Source organism: Kribbella yunnanensis, from assembly GCF_039529655.1.
GTDB lineage: Bacteria > Actinomycetota > Actinomycetes > Propionibacteriales > Kribbellaceae > Kribbella > Kribbella yunnanensis.
In genome coordinates, this window is record NZ_BAAANF010000005.1 from 27,293 (window position 1) to 47,447 (window position 20,155).

8 protein-coding genes and 1 tRNA gene are annotated in these 20,155 nt (G+C 67.2%); 8 read left to right on the forward strand and 1 reads right to left on the reverse strand.

What is annotated here, in order from left to right; all coding sequences use genetic code 11:
* Nucleotides 1–53: 53 nt before the first annotated feature.
* From ABD231_RS08880 to ABD231_RS08890, 3 genes are read left to right on the forward strand one after another with little or no spacing between them, the layout of a single operon-like run.
* A complete protein-coding gene (locus ABD231_RS08880) occupies nucleotides 54–12,839 on the forward strand; it encodes a hypothetical protein (protein ID WP_344147922.1) in 12,786 nt (4,261 codons plus the stop codon).
* Nucleotides 12,836–15,352, forward strand: coding sequence for a right-handed parallel beta-helix repeat-containing protein (locus ABD231_RS08885; RefSeq protein WP_344147924.1), 2,517 nt, complete (start codon nucleotides 12,836–12,838; stop codon nucleotides 15,350–15,352). The genes ABD231_RS08880 and ABD231_RS08885 overlap by 4 nt, the downstream gene beginning before the upstream one ends.
* 39 nt (nucleotides 15,353–15,391) lie before the next feature.
* Nucleotides 15,392–16,354, forward strand: coding sequence for a phage baseplate protein (locus ABD231_RS08890; protein ID WP_344147927.1), 963 nt, complete (start codon nucleotides 15,392–15,394; stop codon nucleotides 16,352–16,354).
* A gap of 3 nt (nucleotides 16,355–16,357) precedes the next feature.
* Here the strand turns inward: ABD231_RS08890 and upp are convergent, their stop codons facing one another.
* Nucleotides 16,358–16,999 carry a uracil phosphoribosyltransferase gene (gene upp / locus ABD231_RS08895; RefSeq protein WP_344147930.1) on the reverse strand — a complete coding sequence of 214 codons (642 nt, stop codon included), beginning with the start codon at nucleotides 16,997–16,999 and terminating at the stop codon, nucleotides 16,358–16,360.
* A gap of 99 nt (nucleotides 17,000–17,098) precedes the next feature.
* Here upp and ABD231_RS08900 point away from each other — a divergent pair, with 99 nt between their 5' ends.
* The 5 genes from ABD231_RS08900 to ABD231_RS08920 all read left to right on the forward strand — a co-directional run bounded on the left by ABD231_RS08900 (nucleotide 17,099) and on the right by ABD231_RS08920 (nucleotide 20,123).
* On the forward strand, nucleotides 17,099–17,299 hold the full coding sequence (locus ABD231_RS08900) for a hypothetical protein (protein WP_344147933.1): 201 nt from the start codon (nucleotides 17,099–17,101) through the stop codon (nucleotides 17,297–17,299).
* A gap of 175 nt (nucleotides 17,300–17,474) precedes the next feature.
* Nucleotides 17,475–17,945: a tRNA adenosine deaminase-associated protein gene (locus ABD231_RS08905; RefSeq protein ID WP_344147936.1), complete on the forward strand. Its 471-nt coding sequence runs from the start codon at nucleotides 17,475–17,477 to the stop codon at nucleotides 17,943–17,945.
* A 31-nt stretch (nucleotides 17,946–17,976) separates the two neighbouring features.
* Complete coding sequence (locus ABD231_RS08910) at nucleotides 17,977–18,405, forward strand: nucleoside deaminase (RefSeq protein ID WP_344148307.1); 429 nt, start codon at nucleotides 17,977–17,979, stop codon at nucleotides 18,403–18,405.
* Between the two features lie 13 nt (nucleotides 18,406–18,418).
* Nucleotides 18,419–18,509, forward strand: a tRNA-Ser gene (locus tag ABD231_RS08915).
* Between the two features lie 102 nt (nucleotides 18,510–18,611).
* Entirely contained in the window at nucleotides 18,612–20,123 is a 1,512-nt protein-coding gene (locus ABD231_RS08920) for a potassium/proton antiporter (RefSeq protein WP_344147939.1), read from the forward strand.
* The last annotated feature ends 32 nt before the right edge of the window (nucleotides 20,124–20,155 follow it).

Below are 20,155 nucleotides of genomic sequence, written 5' to 3' on the forward strand. Positions count from 1 at the left end.
CCGCTCGTGCGTGGTCTGTACGGAGGCACAGCACGAGCGTGAGGAGGGGTTGAATGCCACGGCCGGGCGACTGGGATGCGATCGGGCTGGGCGGGGACCCCACTCCCGGGGAGCCGGAGACCATCGGGCAGCTGGCCGACGTACTGCAGAAGGTCGGCGGCAAGGCTCGCGAGATCATGACCGCCGTCGACTCGGTGATGAACAAGAACGACGACAGCGTTTTCGTCGGTGCCACCGCGGACGCCCTGCGCGGCAAGGTCGACGGCCGGTTGCGCGGCCACGTCGAGGACGTGGCGAACGCCTTCGAGACCGCCGCTACCGCCCTGCGCGAGTGGCGGACCGCGGTCGAGGGCTATCAGCGTACGGCGGATGCCGCGCTCGCGGCGGGTCGTGGCCTGGCCGAGGACGACCCCGAGCGGGATCGCCAGAAGGGTGTCGCCGAGGAGGCTGGACGGGACCAGTCGAGTGCCGCCGGAGGGTATGCCGGTCGGATCAACGGTGTGTCCAACATCCAGCTGCCGATCTCCGAGTGCGAGGCGTTCTGGGAAGCCTTCAAGTGGCTGGCGATCATCCTGATCATCCCGGCGCTGATCTTCGGTGGGCCGATCGCGTTGATCGCGCTCGGGGTGAACCTGGCGCTGTTCATCAAGACGATCGTCGACGTCGCCAAGGGTGACGCGAGCTTCCTCGACCTGTTCCTGGCCGGGCTGGGCCTGATCGCGCCGACCACCAAGGCGCTGCCGATCTTCAGCATCATCAAGGGTGTGGCCAGCGGGATCGCCGCCGGTGTGAAGGGGATCGCGAACACCTTCCGGAACATCTTCAGCAAGAACTTCCTGATGTCGGGCCTGACCGGTCTGCGCGGGCTGGGCAGTCTGGTCAACCTGACGATCCGCGAGACCGGGCTGTTCGTGGTGAAGAACCTGCGGAACTTCCCGGTCAATGCGGCGAGTTTCGTGAACAACTTCGGGACCATCTCGCTGAATGCGTTCAACAAGCTGTCGTTGACGTTCTCGGCGGGGTTGTCGGCCGTCGGCAAGGGGATCGGGGCGATCGGTCGCGGGATCGGTGCGCTGTGGACCGGGACCGGGAAGTTCATCTCGGCGCACTTCGGTAACTTGCAGTGGACCCGGATCTTCCTGCCGGTCGCGGCTGACGACATCCGGGCGTTTCAGGCGCTGGGGATGAGCAACTGGGCATCGTTCACGCAGGCGCTGAAGGTTGGCGTGGTCGGGCGTGGCGTGTTCGCGCAGAACGTGTTCGGGATGCCGACGATGGCGGCGATCGGGCGCGGGATCAGTGCGGCCCCGATCCCCACCGGCAACCTGGGATTCGTCGACAACCTGAAGTCGTTCTTCAACCAGATGATGGAACCGCCGAAGCTGGTTCCCGCCGTACACATCAACAACTTCGGTCTCGCCACCGACTCCGGGTTCGGGGCCGGCAAGGCGTTCACCGCGATCGACGAGATCCACCTGACGCCGATGAACACCACTCCGCCGACCAACGTCGGCGTCAGCGTGGTGAACCCGCCGACGGTGACGACATCCAGCGGCCTGCACATCCCGGTCACGTCGAACGTCGGCAACGTGTCGACCAACGTCTCCTCTCTGCACGTCGGTACGCCGTCGATGGGAAACGTCGGCAGCGTGTCCACGAACATCCCCGCGATGCACGCCGGTACGCCGTCCGTCGGTGGCGTCGGCAATTTGTCGACCAACATCCCGGCTATGCATGCCGGTACGCCGTCGGTGAACGGGGTGAACGGCATCGAGGGACTCGTCCAGGGGATGCCGAACGCGAACCACGTCGCGCTGCCTGCGTTGCCGACGAACGGGGTAGCGCACGGTACGCAAGGCACCGGGACGTTCGGTCATTTGACTGGGAACGCGAGTGTCGCTCAGCCGAACGTGAACGTCAGTTCGCTGCATGTCTCGTCGCCGCAGTCGAGCGGCATCGGGGACCTGGTCAACTCGGGTATTCGCAACAACACCCCAACTGTCTCCCCGAACTTCGCTACGACGATTGGTGATGGGGCCGGCCAAGGTTTCCAGGCTGCGCACATCCGCACGTCTATCGACGAGATCCTGCACTCGCCAGGAGCCACGAACAGCAACCTGACGTCGGTCGCGCCACCGACCGTCGACCGCGTGAACAGCGCCCTCAACCTCCTGCACGGTGGAGACCTCAAGGTCGGCACCCCGGCCGCCCACGTGAAGGTCGACAACCCCGGCCTCGCAGGCACCCAAAACCTCGCCTCCCCACCGGCAACAGCCCATGTCCAGCCGGTGAACCTCCCGCGCACCGAGGTCCCAGTCCAAACCTCGCTCGTCCCAACCACCCCCGGCCACGTGGGGGCGCCAGGAGTAGGAAGCACCCCCGGGGTGGGTGGGCCGGGGCATATCGGAGCCCCGGGAGTGAGTGGCACGCCGGGAGTGGGCGGGCCAGGACATGTCGCGCCCCCCGGCGTGGGTGGGCCCGGGCACGTCGCGGCGCCGGGCAACGTCGGTACGCCGGGTGGTGGGCACTCGTTCTCGCCTGGGAAGTCTGAGATTCCGCTGACGGGGTTGCCGGATCATCCGGGGGCGGTGATCAAGGTGGAGCGGTTCGAGGGCGGGATGACTCAGTTCAACCTGCATGGGGGTGGGGCGAACGGGCGGCTTGACGTGCTTGGCGGTGGGCATGTGCGGTTTACCGACACGTCGACTGGGGCGACTACGCGGTTCGGTAGTGATGGCATCGTCATCGATCAGGGGATTCGGCTGACGAAGACTGACGGCGTACTGCGTCCTGGTGATCAGATTCTGGTGAAGGGGGCCGACGGCAACTTCCAGGTGACTGGGTTGGACGGGAAGCTGGTGCCGGACGGGTTGAAGGTTCGGGCGCTCGACACGGGCGGCGTACAGGTTCTTGGCAGGGACGGGGCTTCCTGGAACTACAGTGCGACCGGCAAGCTCGAGGGGCAGAACGTCACCGCGCACTGGCAGAACGATCTGGCCGCCAAGGCTGGTGTGTTCCACAAGGCCGGCGACACCGACCTCGCGGTCACGCAGAAGATGGACGACTTCCGGTCGGTTCAGAATGCGCAGAAGAACTTCGACATCGCGAACGACAACGTCGAGATCCATGGGCAGCGGGCGGATGGGCCGTCCTCTGGACCGTCGGTTGGCGAGCAGGTGCATCTCGACCTGCATGGTGCGCAGCGGGACCTCGACAACGCCAAGGCTGCGTTCCAGGAAAAGCACCACCTCAACGCGGACGGACTCACGCAGCAACTGGACGACATCACTCGGCAGTCGCTGAACGAGCGTCCGCGACTCCTCGGCGGCGGCCGGACGCAGACCTTCGACCTACCAGGCAATACGGGCGTCAAGTTCGATGTTGCCGATGGCAAGCAGATCACGCTGCACGGCGACGGCTACAGCTCCGAGGTCGCCGGCACCACGCTGAAGATCACGCAAGACTCGACCGGCCACTCCTGGACGTACAACCTCGGCTTCGGTAACCGCGCCAACCTCGTCGGTGAGTCCTTCCCGCTGAACGGCGGTCACTTCAACGGCCAGCCGGTCGCGCTGGAAGGCAAGCTCGGCCAGTTCGACCGCGGTCTGCTGACCAGCGACGGCAAGACCTTCCCGGTCAAGGTCACCGACGACACCATCGTGGTCGGCTCGCCGCACGGCCCGCTCACCTACGACCGGAACGGCGCCTTCACCGGCGCCGGCCCGAACGAGGCCGGCCACCTCCCGAAGCCCGTCCCGCCGCCGCACCTCCTCGACGACCCAGCAGCCCTCGCGCGCTGGGAAGCCCAGGTCGACCTGTCCCGCACCCACCTGACCGTAGCCGCGGCGGACAAGGGTGTCGAGAAGCTGATGAAGGACGTCATGGGCGGCTCCTTCACCTCCAAGCGCGGGTACGGCGGTTACGTCAACCCGACCGCCCTGGCCGACAACACCCTGGTCGCCAAGGCGCGAGCGTTCAACACGATCACCGACGACCTGTTGTTCAAGGGCCCGGCCGACAACATCACCGTCTATCGCGGTGTCTCGATGGACCCGCATGCAGTCGGCGCCAACAGCTTCACCGAGCGACTGCCGATCTCGACCTCCACGTCGATGAAGTTCCAGGACGAGTGGGCGAAGAACGGCGTACTGTCCAACCGCGCGGTGTTCGAGATCGACGTACCGCCGAGTCACGGCAAGCTGGCGATGTCGTACCCCGACCACTACACCCCCGGCGGTGGCGAGGCCCGCGCCTGGAACCAGGACCAGTCGGAGTTCACCCTCGCTCCGACAACCCTGGTCCGAACCGGCAAGCCGGACCGCTTCGAGAACGGGATGCGGATCATCTCGGTCAAGGCCGAGCAGATCCCGGCCGGCCGGCTCGACTCGCTGATCACCGAGCAATGGAAGGGCCTGGACTCGGTGACCGCGTTCGACGACTTCGCGAAGTCCTTCAACCAGACGAACCTGCGCAACTTCGAGGGTTTCGACGACGCGATCACCCGGTCGACGACGAGCACCGACAACCTGATGCACACGATCCACGTGCAGCGGCCGGGGTTCAAGGACGAGCTCACCATCACGGTGATGCGCAACGAGCAGGCCGACTCGGTCCGCGTCACGATGGTGACCGACGGCAAGACGGTCTTCAACGACACCTGGTCGGGGACCGATTTCCGCAACCTGGCCACGGATCTGCGCGGCAACGTGCTGCACAACAACGAGCAGTTCACGAACCTCGCCAAGCCGGCCGAGTGGACCAAGTCGCGGCCGACCGGCCAGCAGCTGTCCGACGCCTGGGACGCCGACAGCCTCGCCCGCACGAACGTGTTCCGCTCACCCGGTGACGCGGACAACCTCGTCGTACAGAAGGCCAACGACTTCACCGCGGTCCAGAAGGCGCAGAACGACCTCGGCAAGGCCCTGGACAACTTCACCATCAACGGCAACCGCATCGAGGGCCCGTCGTCCGGACCTTCGCTCGGCGACCTGGCTCGCGTGGACCTGCAGAACGCGCAGGGCGAGTTCGTCAAGGTCAAGGAGATGTTCGAGTCGAAGTACCCGGGGATGAACGTCGAGAGCGTCCAGCACCAGCTCGACGAACTGCTCGTCGACTCGCTCCGGGACCGCCCGCGCCTCGTTGCCGGAGGCACCCAACCGCGCCCCGCGGAGATCCCGAACGGCAACGCCTACTTCAAGGTGGACGACGGTGTCGTCACCTTCACCGGTCCGAACGCGAACGCATTCACCGGTTCCTTCGACGGCCCGGTGCTGAAGGTCACCGAGACCTCCTTCGACGGCACCGTGATGCGCCAGCTCGAGTACTCGATCAACCGCCGTACTCAGATGCCGTTCCTGAACCGCGACGAGTTCACGCTGAGCGGCGGACCCTTCGAGGGCAGGCGCATCGGCGCCGAGATCGAGGGCGGCCTGCCAGGGCAGTCACATCTGTACGACGATGCCGGCGGCAACGTCCCGGTCCAGTACTTGTCGGGTGAGTTCCGCGTCCCGTCAACGCAAGGACCGGCGAGGTACACCCGAGAAGGCGACTTCATCGGGATCGGCGCGACCCGGACCGACCACCTGCCGCCGGTGAACCCGCCGGAGAACCTGATCGGCGACGACCTGGCCCGCTGGACCGCCCAGGCGGAGATCTCCCGCACGCACCTGACCGCGGCCCGCGACCTCGACGACGTCGGCAAGATGATGGACTCGATCTCGCAGGCAGCCTTCACCTCCAAGCGTGGGTACGGCGGTTACATCGACTCGGCGTTCCGCAACGGGGACCTCGAGGAGAAGGTCCTGGAGTTCAACACGATCGCGAACTCGCTGATGGTCGACGGCAAGATCGGCCGAACCACGGTCTACCGCGGTGTCGCGATGGACAAGGCCGCCGCGCATGCGGACACCTTCATCGAGCGACTCCCGGTCTCGACGTCGAGCGAGTGGAAGTTCCAGCCGCAGTGGGCCAAGGACACCGATCTGAGCAAGCGAGTCGTGTTCAAGATCGACGTACCGGAGACGCACGGCAAGCTCGCGATGGCCTATCCGGACGACTACGCCCGGGGTGTCGGCGAGGCGGCGCCGAAGAACCAGGGGCAGTTCGAGGTGACGCTGTCGCCGACGATCCTCGAGCGGACCAGCGAGCCGATCTTCGAGCGTGACGGTCTGACCGTGATCCCGGTGCGGGCCAAGCAGATGAACGACGACCAGATCAGCCACTACCTCAACGAGCGATGGGGTGGGCTCGACTCGGCGGATGCGTTCGACGACTTCACCAAGTCGTTCGGTACGGCGTCGATGCAGAAGTTCCCGGGGATGGACGGGGTCACCGCGACCTCGAAGACCACCGACAACCTGATCCACGAGGTCACCGTCAGCAAGGCCGGGTTCCCGGGCAACGACCTGAAGATCACCGTCACCCGCAACGTGGACGCGGACTCGGTCCGGGTGACAGCGACCGCGGACGGACGGCCGGCGTTCAACCAGACCTGGAGTCGCGAGGAGTTCGCGAGTATCGCGACCGACCTCAAGGCCGGGACACTGCATGACAACGACCTGTTCGTGTCGATGTCGAAGCCGGCGGCCTGGAGCTCGAAGGGCAAGGGCGCGGAGACGTTCCACCCGCAGTGGGATGCCGATCTGGCCGCGAAGACCAACGTCTTCAAGCGGGCCGGCGACACCGATGCGATGGTCGACGTCCGGATGGAGGACTTCTCCCGGCTCCGCCAGTCGCAGCACAACGTGCACGAGGCCGATCTCAACTTCAATCTGCACGGCGATCGGCTGGACGGCCACTCCGCGGACGTCTCGGTCGGTCAGCAGGTCAAGATGGACCTCGACTCCGCGAAGGCCGATTTCGACAGCGGCCGCGCGGCGTTCAAGCGCAAGCACTCGATGGACTTCGACGACGTCCAGGCCGATGTCCAGGCGACGAACAAGCGGCCGCGCGGCGATGGCGCCGGCAAGTTGTTCGACGTACCGGGTGGGAACGTCTCGTTCCAGGTCGAGAACGGTGTCGTCAGCTTCGCGGGTAACCAGGCCGGTGTCTTCCACGGCGTGGTGAACGGCCGCGAGGTCGTAGTCACCCGCGCGGGCGCCGGTGGCGCGCAGGTTGCGGGGGACGCCTGGACGTTCCGGCTGGGCTTCGGTGGCCGTCCGAACCTGATCGGCCGGACCATGACGCTGACCGACGGCCCGCTGGCCGGCGAGGTCGTGAACCTGCGCGGTATGGCGGGTCAGCTCGACGGCTCGCTCGGAGATGCCGGGGTCTGGCCGCGGCACTTGTCCGGCGACGATCTGTTCGTCGCGACGCCGACCGGTCCGCTGCACTACACGCGGGACGGCAACTTCATCGGCCCGGTCCAGACCGTGACCCGCAACCTCGGCCCGGCCACGCCGCCGCCGCACCTCGTCAACGACCCGGACGGTCTGGCGCGCTGGACGTCGCAGGTCGACTCGTCGCGGACGCACCTGTCCGCAGCGGTGGACAACAAGGCTGTCGAGAACCTGATGAAGGACGTGATGGGCGGTTCGTTCACGTCCAAGCGCGGCTACGAGGGTTTCGTGAAGCCGTCCGCGCTGGCCGACGGCACGCTGGCTGCCAAGGTGAACGACTTCAACAACGTCACGCGCGATCTGCTGCTCAAGGGGCCGGACGAGCGGATGACCTTGTACCGCGGGGTGTCGATGGACCCGCATGCCGCGCAGGCCGACGAGTTCGTGGACCGGTTGCCGAGTTCGACCTCGAACCACCTCGGCTTCCAGGAGGAGTGGGCGAAGAACGGTGCCGCGAGCAACCGGTTCGTGTTCGAGATCGACGTACCGGCTGGCCACGGCAAGCTGTCGATGGCCTACCCGCCGGGCTATCAGGCCGGTGACGACGCGGCCAAGGCCTGGAACCAGAGTCAGTGGGAGGTCACGCTCGCGCCGACCACGCTGACCCGGACCGGACCGGACCGGATCGAGGACGGGATGCGGATCATCCCGGTCAAGGCCGAGCAGATCCCGCCGGGCAAGATCGCGGACCTGCTGAACGAGAAGTGGCCGGGGATGAACCTGGACACGGCGTACGACGACTTCGTGCGCGCGTTCGACAACGGTTCGGTGAACCGCTGGGACGGCTTCAGCGACGTCACCGTGACGACCACGAAGAGTGCCGACGGCAACCTCACCACCCACACGCTGAGCAAGCCGGGGTACGGCGACAAGCTGGATGTCCTGATCAGCAAGGACGGTGGCGCGGTTTCGGTCAAGATCGAGGGTGGCGAGACCGCCTTCAGCAAGGGTCCGTGGAAGGGCACCGACCTGACCGATCTGGCCGCGCAGTTGCGCGGAAACGTCTTGCACGACAGCGATCTGTTCATGCGGTTGCCGCAGCCGGGCGCCTGGGCGCAGGAGCCGGTCGTCGTCAACATGATGCGCATGCCGCAGGTGCAGCAGCACCCACTCGGCGGTGCGTTCAACGGTCACCAGGTGGTCCTCCCGCACGGTGGGCAGCCGCATGTCACTGGTCCGCAGGCGAACCAGTTCGCCGTCCACGACTTCGGCGACGACGGCTTCCGCGTGATCGGCCCGAACGGACAGACCCAGCGGTACGGCGCGGACGGCGTACAGATCGCCGACCGGCTGCAGCTGAACGGACAGTTCGGTGATCGGTGGGTGGTCCGGCCGGTTCAGGGTCATCCGCATGTGGCGGGGACGGACGGCCCGCTCTTCAGTGTCTTCAATACGAACGACGGTGGCTTCCGCGTGCTCGGACCGCGGGGCGAGACCTACCGGTACGGCGCGGATGGCGCCCTCCACGGTGGTGGTCGGGCGTTGGCCGACAACATGTATCCCCGCGGATCGGTGTTCACCGAGGCCGATGGCGCTGGCGGGCTGCGGGCGGTCGACGTGCACGGTACGCCGGTTCTGCATCACCGGGTGGAGTTGCTGGGGAACGGGCAGTTCCGGATGTTCGACGACTCGACTTTGACGGTTCGGTGGTTCGGCGATGACGGGCTCGGTCGCGCGCACGGCATTCGGGTGCAGGACCCGTCGTACACGGGGAACACCTATCTTTATCGGACACCGGACGGTCAGGCCCGCTTCGTCGACGACGCGGTGGCCCCGCGGACCGGCGTGGTGCATTTGTCGCAGGACGGTACGAACACTTTCCATATCATTGAGGCGAACGGTGTCAGCCGGCACTTCGACAATGCCGGGGGCTACCTCGAGCGGCACGTGCCCCTCGCTGGCACCCAGCGGGTCGTCGTCCACGACGTCAACAACGGCCTCGTCCTGCGCGGTCCGAACGGCGACACCGCCACGGTCACTCATGTGCAGGGCGGCTACCGGGTGGTCGACAACGCGCGGTTCGATCAGTTCGGCGCGGATGGTGCGTTCCAGGCGTTCGGCCGGCGGATCCAGCTGCCGGGCGAGACTGCATGGTTGGAGATCGGGGCCGGTGCCGGGGCCGGGGGTGCGAGCGCGCGTTGGCTGGATGACGCCACGTTCCAGCCGGTGCCGGGCCGGACGGTCAATGTCAACGGCACCGAGATCCATGTCTCGCGGACCAACGGTCATGACGTGTTTGATCTGCACGGTGGGTTGGTTCGCGAGGTCACCGATCTGCCGGGCAACGGCGTGGCGCTTGGCGGTAGCCGGATCACGCGGGACAACAACGGTGTCGTGCACTGGACCGACAACGCCGGTACGGCGATGCCGACGCCGCATCACCCGCCGACGATCGACAACGCGGGCAACATCCGCATTGAGCTCAACATGCCGGGGCGGCCCAGGAACGGCGAACACCACGTGTTCAACCGGGACGGCGTGGTCACCGAGCAGGGCTTCCGGGTGGTTCGCGACAACCAGCCGACCGAGTTCAAGTACGTCGTCAACCGGTCCGACAACACCTGGCAGCGGGTTCGCGACAACGGGACGGTCGGCGACCTCGGGTTCCAGAAGGGCAAGGTCGACATCGTCGGTCTGGACAACGGCCGGATCCGGTTGCAGAGTTCGACCGCCAAGGAGGTCGAGGTCTTCGAACGGCGGTGGCTGCCGGGTGGCGAGATCCTGGACAGCTTCCGCAAGACCGACACGCTCGGGTTCGGTTCGTTCAACCGGCGGACGACCTGGGCGACGTACGACGGCAATGGCACCCTGACGAACTGGGGTAAGCGGCATCACGCGACCGCCGGCAACGCGTGGCAGGACATCGACCACAACTGGCGGACGGTCCGCGACTACCAGCAGGGCCTGCAGAAGTACGACAACCCGATCGCTGATCAGATGGGCCCGCTGGCCAAGGCCGAGGAGAAGATCACCGGCCATGTGCTGGCGATCCGGAACGGCGACAACTGGACCTGGCACCGGTACCAGGCCGACTTCGTACATGTTGCCCAGGGCAACCGTACGTTCGAGTGGATCGGCGAGGGCTGGACCGACACCGTCCGCGTGATGGAGGGCGGTAACGAGGTCGGCCGGGTCGCGCAGCAGAAGTTCGGCACCTGGCATGGGCCCGACACGGCCCGGCAGTACAAGGAATTCACGCTCGAGCCTGGTGCGGCGCATCCGACCCGGGACGGCTCGTTCGAGCTGCTCTCGCCGCAGCTGAAGCCGATCGGGAAGGGCGAGCTGCTGCCCGACGGGACGCTGCTGTCCGCGGTTCGGCAGGGCGACCAGCGGCCGCCGATCTGGATCCGGAAGAACTTCCTGGACAACCCGCCGACCACCGGCAGTGTCGCGCACATCGCCACCGACAACCGCTTCCAGATCTTCCGCTGGGAGACCAGCACGGGCGGCCGCGGCGTCCGGTACGTCGGCGCTGACGAGGCGATCGTGGATGTTGACATGAACGGCGCGTTCGTCCGGTCGAAGGGCAAGCTGCACGACGGTACCGACCTCAAGGTCGGCGACCACGCGACCCCGCCCACCAACGCCTACCCGCACGCGCAGACCGACGTACCGTGGACCAACGGTGACGTGAACGGCTGGCGGGTGAACAACGGCAACGCCTGGCAGGACTTCGCCGAGGTCGACGGCCAGGGCTGGCGAATGTTCCGCGAGAGCCAGCCAGGCGGCATCGTGCGCGAGTACCCGGAGCCGGGCAACGCGCACATCTGGGTGAACCGCGATGCCCACGGCAACCTTGTCGGGATGTCGCACCGCGTCCCCGACCCGGCGCTTCCCGGCCAGAACCGGTACGTCGTTGCCACTGGCAACGCGGATTCGTCGAGCTGGCGGTGGCATGAGCTGGACCAGAACGGCGTACAGATCGCTGGTCGTGAAGGCGATCGGTTCCACTTCAAGGGCTCGCGGGACGAGAGCATCAGCTTCGACAACTCGTTCCGGGACTTCGACAACGCCGGCAACCTGGTCCGCGACCGCCGGATGCTCGACGAGCGGCGCTTCATCGAATCGTGGAACGACGGCGGCCAGTGGGTGGTCAAGGAGTTCGACAAGGCTGGTGCCGAGGTGGTCGGGACCGCGCAGCTCAACCGCACCTGGCTGCAGGCCGACGGGACCTGGGGGAACAACTGGACGACCGGTTCCAGCCACTTCCGCGACAGCACGCCTGCGACGCCGGGGACCCCGGCACAAATCGTCCGGGAGACGCCGACGCACATCGGCGACGGCCGCCCGGCGCGGGTCCGCGAGTACACGATGGACGGCAACGGGCACACGGACTTCGGACAGTGGAAGGAGTTCGATCTCGACAAGGTCGTCCGGGAGCGGACGCTGTCGGGGAACAACTACCTCGAGACCGACAAGATCCACGGCCAGTGGAAGCTGTATGACAACACCGGCCGGGTGGTTGGTGAGCGGTCCGACAACGGCCTGGTCTTCGAGTTCCGCGACGGGCAGTTGCGGCTGACCGGCAACGAGTTCGACTTCCGCGGGCAGATGACCGAGTTCCGCGGCTGGAACACGCGGGTCGGCGATGTCCAGCGGCAGCCGTGGCTGATGCAGTCCGAGTGGACGTTCGCCGACAAGACGCTGATGCCGGGTGGGAGCGCCGTACTGCGGGAGGCGAACTACGCGCCGTTCTCGCGGCTGCTGACCCAGAAGCTCGCGATCACGATGACGTTCGACTTCCTACTCGACTACGCGGCGGCGCTGATGATCGCCGGGATCGTCGCCGAGGCGCAGAACAAACCGTTCACCGGGAACGACGCGCTCAAGGCCCTGATGAACGCAGCGGTCGGCACGGTGATCAAGGGCGTGGCCGGGGCGGCGCTGACCGACACCAAGATGCTGGGTGCCTTCCGGAACCTGAAGCAGAACATGAGCAACCTCGACGGCGGCAAGCTGATCACGAACCGGCCGATCAACCACACCTCCACCTGGGGTGCGGAGTGGGCCGCCAACACCGGTGCGGTGAAGTGGCGGGCGGGCGTCTTCGACTACGGCTTCGGCATGCTGCTGCTGCCGTTCACCGCGTTCGTGAACGGCGCGATGAACGCCGCGATCTTCGGCGTACCGGGCTCGGACGGTAAGAGCCACAAGGTGTACGGCTGGCAGGCCGTGGCCGAGGGCGGTATCACGGCCGTGGCCAGCCTCGTGTCGGCGAACAGCATCGGCCTGCTCCGGACAGGTATCGGTCAGTACTCGATCGGACGGTTCGTCCAGAAGGGCGGCATCGGCGAGATGGCGCTGAACATGCCGCTGCGGCTCTGGGAGAAGGGCATGGGCTCGCTGCTGACGCCGGCGATCCGGGGCGCGATCGACCCGCCCTGGTCGCACATCCCGCCGACGCCACCGCCGGCGCCCCCGGCCGGGCAGCCTACGATCACTTCCGGCGGCGTCATCCTGCCGCCGGGCGTCACCTCCGTACCGGCTCAAGGAGCACCGTGACCACTCGCTACGTGGGCCCGAAGGGGCGTGGAAGTTTCCGTCGGATCGGCGACGCTCTGCGGGCCGCCGGTCCCGGCGACGTGATCGTGGTGGCCGGTGGCGAGTACGCCGAACAGCTCCGCCTGGACCGCTCGATCGCGGTCGTGGCCGAGCCCGGTGGCGGGCTGGTGACGGTGACCGGCGTACCGGGGGGTGAGCCGACGGTCGTTGCCGAGGGCCTCGAATGCACGGTGCGCGGGATGACCATCAAGGCGCCTGCTGACGACGCCGGTGCGCCGGCGGTCGGGGTGGCCGGTGGTGCCGGACTGATGATCGAGGACTGCACGGTCTCCGGTGGCCGGATCCATGCCCGGGGCAACGAAAACACGGGACAGGGGTCCGACCTGACCGGGTACGGCGTTACTACGTTGATGATCCGTGGTTCTCGGCTGGAGCAAGGGCGGTTGGCCGCGATCCACTTGTCCGGGCGGGTCCAGGCCAAGATCGAGGACTCCGTGATCGACACGGTCGACGGGATCGGCGTCGTACTGTCCGGACCGGCGTACCTGGATGCGTCGCGGCTGCGGTTGAACCAGACCTCGGGGTACGGGTTCCGGTTGCGCGGGACCAGCAAGCTGGTGTCGACCGACGGGACGATCCGGCAGACGGGGATGGCCGGCGTACTGCTGGAGGACGGTTCGGCGGCGACGCTGAGCGATATCCGGATCGAGAAGGCCGGTGGGCCGGGTGTGCATGCGACCGGGTCGGCGCGGAGTGAGTTGACCGACTGCCGGGTTCGTGACGCGCGGGCGAGCGGGTTGGTCGCTCAGGACAGTGCGGAGCTGATTGCGACCGACTGTGCGGTGACCGACGCGGGTGCGAATGGCTTGCTGGTCTCGGATTCCGCGACGGCGACGGTGACCGCGACGCGGTTCGACAGGCCGGCGTACAGCGCGGTGCATTTGACCGGTACGGCGAATGTGAAGCTGACCGATTGTCACGTCCGCGAGGGTGTTGAGCACGGCGTCCATGTGACGGCGTCGGCGCGAGTTGAACTCATCCGGTGTGGGATCCAGGACGTCGGGCTGACTGGGCTGTCGGCTGTGGACGCTGGCTTTGCCGATGCTGAGGACTGCCGGATCGTCGGTGGTGGGACGGGTATCCGGTTGGAGTCCACGACTGCGACGAGTGTGCGGACGTCGTCGGTGACGGGGACTGTCGGCACGGGCGTCGAGTTGGCGGGGGCCGGGTTGGCGACGCTGGATGCCGTGCGGGTCAGTGGGACGAAGGCGGCCGGCATTGTCGTCGGTACGGGCGCTGCTGCGGCGATCGACGCGAGCACTATCGAGAACTGCGCGGGGTCCGGGCTGGTGATCTGGTCGGAGGCGACTCCGACGGTGAACGGGCTGCGCGTGAGCACGGTGGCGAAGAACGGGATCTACGTGGCCGAGAAGGCCGGTGGAACTTACACGGACTGCGATGTGGTTGGGACGAAGTACCCGGCAGTGCACTTGGCGAAGACTGCGGCTCCTACTTTCAAGCACCTGCGGATCCGGGACTGTTCCGAGGCGGTCGGTCAGGAGGACGGCGCCGTACCGGTCTTTGAGGACTGCACTGTCGACGGTGTCGCGATGATCCGCGAGACGCCGGTAGCGGCGACCGCGGGGAAGGCTCCCGAGGTTCAGGTGGCGGGGGCGCTCGACGAGAGCATGCCGCCGGACGACGAGACGCTTGAGGACGTGCTGGCCGAGCTCGAGGAGCAGGTCGGGCTGGACCGGGTGAAGCGTGATGTCCAGTCGATGGTGAAGCTGATGCAGACGGTCCGGATGCGCGAGGAGGCCGGTCTACCGGCGCCGCCGCTCAGCCGGCATCTGGTCTTCGCGGGTAACCCGGGTACCGGTAAGACGACGGTCGCGCGGCTGTACGGGCGGATCCTGAAGGCGCTCGGCCTGCTGCGGAAGGGCCACCTGGTCGAGGTCGACCGTACGGCGTTGGTCGGCGAGTACGTCGGTCATACCGGACCGAAGACGCAGGCCGCCGTCACGCAGGCTCTGGGCGGCGTGCTGTTCATCGACGAGGCCTACTCGCTGGCGCCGATCGGGATCGGTAACGACTTCGGCGCTGAGGCGATCGCCACGCTGGTGAAGCTGATGGAGGACCACCGCAACGACCTCGTTGTCATCGTGGCTGGGTACGTCAACGACATGTCCCGCTTCATCGGGTCGAACCCGGGTCTGTCCTCGCGGTTCACCCGGACGCTGCAGTTCGAGGACTACACCGCGGCCGAGCTGGTCGCGATCGTCGAACACCAGGCACGCGGTCACCAGTACGAGCTGACCGTTGATGCGCGGGCGGCGTTGAGCACGCTGTTCGAGCAGCTGCCACGCGGCGAGGGCTTCGGTAACGGGCGGTCCGCGCGGCAGATCTTCCAGGCGATGACCGAGCGGCAGGCGCACCGGATGTCGGAGATCTCGACGCCGACCCCGGCGCAGCTGGTGTCGCTCGAGGTTCCTGATCTTCCGGAGACTTTCTAACACCTGTGCGTGAGTAGTTCACAGAAGTTATCGTTCGGCATGGACAATATTTCCCGCCGTGGACTGCTCACGGGGGTCGGCGCGCTGCTCGCCGCCGGTTCCCTGGGTGTCTCCACCGCCTCCGCCCGGAGCCTTGCCCTGCCCGCCTCCAAGCGCTTCAAGATGAGCGCCACGACCAACGAGTTCTTCCGCCACAAACCGCTGTGGGGACCGCGGGTGATGCAGTCGTTCGCCTTCGACACCCCGAACAACCGGCTCTTCGCCGGTCAGCTGCGGTCCGAGACGCCCGAGAACAGCGGTGATCTGACACTGAGCCAGCTCGATTTCTCCGGCAATGTGCTCGGCCACATGTACCTGACCGGCTTCGGGCACGCCGTGTCGATCGGTGCCGAGGCGGTCGGAAGTACGTCGTACATCTGGACCGAGACCGATGCGGACACCACGAACGGGCGCGGTCGGCAGATCACCCGGTTCCCGTGGCAGAACGGGAAGACGCTGACATCGGCCTCGGTCACCAAGTGGAAGCCGGTGTCCGGGGCGAGCGTCTACACGCCTGCGGTCGACCAGCGGTTCGGTCGGCTGGGTGTGCGGCATGCGCGGTCGGATGGGATGTACATCAACGTGTACTCGCTGGCGGCTGCGCGGACCGGGGATTTCTCGACGGTGCTGGCGTCGTTCAAGCAGCCGGCGCTGACGGCCGGGATCGACTTCCAGGGGTGGGCGCTCTACGGCTCGTACTGCTACTTCTGGGAGGGCGAGGCCTACCCGGGCGAGCCCGACGAGACGAAGGCGACCTCGAAGCTGTGGTGCTACGACATCAACGCCGGTGTGCTCGTCGACTCGTTCCTGACGCTGGCCGGGAAGAGCCTGACCTACCGTGAGCCCGAAGGCATGGCGGTCTACGGCTCCACCGACGGCACGGCCCGCCTGTACTTCGGCTTCGCGTCCGGCGAACCCGGCGACCGCCGAGCCAACCTCTTCTACCGCAACACCCTGGTCTAGCGATTACTGGGCGACGCCGTACAGACGGTCACCGGCGTCGCCCAGGCCGGGGACGATGTAGCCCTTCTCGTTGAGGTGGCTGTCCATGGCGGCGACGACGAGGGTGCAGGGGATGTTGAGGTCGGTCAGCTCGCGCTCGATGCGCTCTACGCCTTCGGGGGCCGCGAGCAAGCAAATGGCGGTGATGTGGTCGGCGCCGCGGTCCACCAGGAACTGGATCGCCGCGGCCAGCGTGCCACCGGTCGCCAGCATCGGGTCGAGGACATAGCACTGGCGGCCGGACAGGTCCTCCGGCAGACGCTCGGCGTACGTCGAGGCGTCCAGCGTCTCCTCGTTGCGAATCATCCCGAGGAACCCGACCTCGGCGGTCGGCAGCAGCCGCGTCATCCCCTCGAGCATGCCCAGGCCGGCCCGCAGGATCGGTACCACCAGCGGCTTCGGCGAAGTCAGCTTCACACCCTCGGCGTCGGCCACCGGGGTCGGCACGGTGACCGGACCGGTCCGCACGTCCCGGGTCGCCTCGTAGGCGAGCAGCGTGACCAGCTCCTCGGTCAGCCGGCGGAACGTGGGCGAGTCCGTGGCCTCGTCCCGCAGCGTGGTCAGCTTGTGAGCGACGAGCGGGTGGTCCACGACAAGGATCTGCATAACCCGGAACGCTACCGTCGGCGATTCCTCCCGCGAAACTTCTCACCCCCTTACGATCGAAAGTGCATTGGTTTGTGCCCTTCGCCCCGGGGAGTGCCGATGACTGAGAATGCTGAATCGTCCGAGCCGCCCCGGCCGCGGCTGGTGGTGCCGCGCCGTGATCTGGACCGGCTGCATCGCCGGGCCGAGTTCCTGCGGGAGCTCGAGGAGGCGAAGGCCCTGCGGGACCGGATCGCGCCCCGGCGCGCCCGCGTCCGGCGACTCCGCGAGGCGATGCGGAGAGCGACGTACCACCACTAGGTGCCGGACCTAGACCCCATCACAACTGCCCTGACCGGCCCGTGTTCGCGCTCAGGACGCGGCGCGAGACGTAATTGTGATGGCCCGGGTGTCCGGGTGTTCGCAGATATTTCTCCCACCGACCTCGGGAGTCTGTCACCATGACAGCGTGTCCGACGCCACAGCAGGACCAATCATGACCGATCTCGACTTCGCTGTTGCTGCCTACACCGAGGACGGCGCGTGGACCGTCACCCCGCTGGTGCTGCGCGGGGAGCCCGACCTGTCCGCGGTGGTGTCGGGACTGCGCCGGTACCCCGGTGAGGCCGGCGTACTGGGGATGATCTCGGTCGACGAGGACTTCTTCATCCTGCTCCGGCTGGTCGGTGGCCGGGCCCGGCTGCTGATCTCCGATGTCACCGCGGCCACCGAATGGCCGCTGGCCCGGCAGGTCGTCGACGAGCTGGACATCCCGCTCGCCGATGACGACGACGAGCAGGTTCCGGCCGGTGACCTGGCGATCATCGCCGATCTCGGGATGAGCGCGATGGACCTCGGCGCGCTCTGCGACGACGTCGACCTCTACCCCGAGGAGATGCTCGAGGAGATCGCCGAGACGCTGGGATTCGGCAACCAGTTCCACGAGGCGATCGAAGCTCTTGGTTAGCCCGGCACTGCAGCGCGAGTGGTCCCGGCTGATGGCGGTGGCCCTCGATGAGGCTGAGCTCGCGCTGCCCGACGTACCGATCGGTGCTGTCGTGGTTGACGCCTCAGGGGAGGTGATCGGCCGCGGGCACAACGAGCGCGAGACCACCGGGGACCCGACCGCGCACGCCGAGGTGCTGGCGCTGCGCGCGGCCGCCCGGCACGTCGGCGAGTGGCGGCTGACCGGGTGCACGCTGGTGGTCACCCTCGAGCCCTGCACGATGTGCGCGGGCGCGATCGTGCTGTCCCGGGTCGAGCGCCTGATCTTCGCCGCGTACGACGAGAAGGCGGGTGCCGTGGGGTCGTTGTGGGACGTGGTCCGGGACCGCAGGCTGAACCATCGGCCCGAGGTGTTCGGCGGCGTGATGGCCGATGTGGCTGGTGCACGGCTCCGCGATTTCTTTTCCGGGCACAGGTCTTGATAGCCTCTGCGGCGGTGGCGTGTCCGAGCGGCCGAAGGAGCGCGCCTCGAAAGCGCGTGACGGGTACCCCCCGTCCGAGGGTTCAAATCCCTCCGCCACCGCCAACCGCCCTCCGGGGTGGAAGAAGGACCGAAGACCCTGATGCCGTGTGATGCGTCAGGGTTTTCGTTCTCTCGGGACCTGAGTTCGGCGGAAAGGCCCCCAGCGTGAACGTGGCAGAGCTCGACCAGATCTTGTTGGCCGGAGCCGTGGTGCTGCTGGTCGCGGTGGTCGCTGTGCGCCTGTCCGGGCGATTGGGCCTCCCCTCGCTGCTCATCTATCTCGGGATGGGTCTGCTGCTCGGCGAGTCCGGGCCGGGGCACATTCACTTCGAAGACGCTCAGATCGCGCATGCGCTGGGGTTCGCGGCGCTGGTCATCATCCTGACCGAGGGCGGTCTGACGACTCGCTGGAACGAAGTCCGCCCGGTGATGCCACTCGGGCTCGTGCTCGCCACGGTCGGGGTCGCGATCAGCGTTGGCGTGGTGGCCAGCATCGCGCACTACATTCTCGGGCTGGACTGGCAGATCGCCGTACTGATCGGTGCTGTGACGTCGCCGACCGATGCGGCGGCGGTGTTCTCGGTACTGCGGCGGGTTCCGATCAGACCGCGGTTGCGCGGCGCTCTAGAGGCCGAATCCGGCCTGAACGACGCCCCGACCGTCCTCCTCGTCACCTTGGTCAGCACGGGTGCCACGAGCGAGCACGGCTGGCTGTACTTCACCGGCCTGGTCTTCTACGAGTTGGTGGTCGGCGCGCTGTTCGGGTTCGTCATCGGCTGGATCAGCGTCGGCCTGATCCGCCGCGTCGCCCTCGGCTCCGCCGGCCTGTACCCGCTCGCCGTCGTCTCGCTCGCGATCATCTCGTACGCCGGTGGCACCGTCCTGCTCCACGTGTCGGGGTTCGCCGCCGTCTACGTGACCTCGCTGGTCCTCGGCAAAGCCGAACTCCCGCACCGGATGGCCACCCGCTCCTTCGTCGACGGCCTGGCCTGGCTGGCCCAGATCGGCCTGTTCGTCATGCTTGGCCTGCTCGCCTCACCCGGCCGCATCAGCCTGAACGACGTCCTGGTCGCCCTCGTGATCGGAATCGCCGTCACAGTCATCGGCCGCCTGCTAGCGGTCGTCGTCTCGGCCACCCCGTTCAAGGTGCCCTGGCAAGAACAAGCCTTCATCTCCTGGGCCGGCCTCCGCGGCGCGGTCCCCATCGTCCTGGCCACCATCCCCCTGGCCGAACAGGTCCCTCAAGCCACCAGGATCTTCGACATCGTCTTCGTCCTGGTCCTCCTCTTCACCCTCCTCCAAGGCCCCTCCCTGCCCTGGCTCGCCCGCAAACTGGGCGTCCTCGACGAGAACGCAGCCTTCGAGGTAGAGATCGACGTAGCCCCCCTCGAATCCCTCAACGCCGACATGCTCCAGGTCCACGTCCCCAGCGAATCCCGCCTGGCCGGCGTAGAGATCGGCGAACTCCGCCTCCCCGCCGGCGTCTCGGTCTCCCTCATCATCCGCCGCGACGAAGCCTTCGTCCCCGACCGCCGAACCGTCCTCCGAGCCGGCGACGCCCTCCTCGTCGTAGCCCCCAGCCCCCTCCGAGACCAAACCGCCCGCCGCCTCCGAGCCATCTCCCGAGCCGGCCGCCTAGCCGGCTGGTTCGGCGAACGAGGCCGCGAGAACCACTGAGTTGTCCGGACCTGAGTTCTGAACTACCTTTG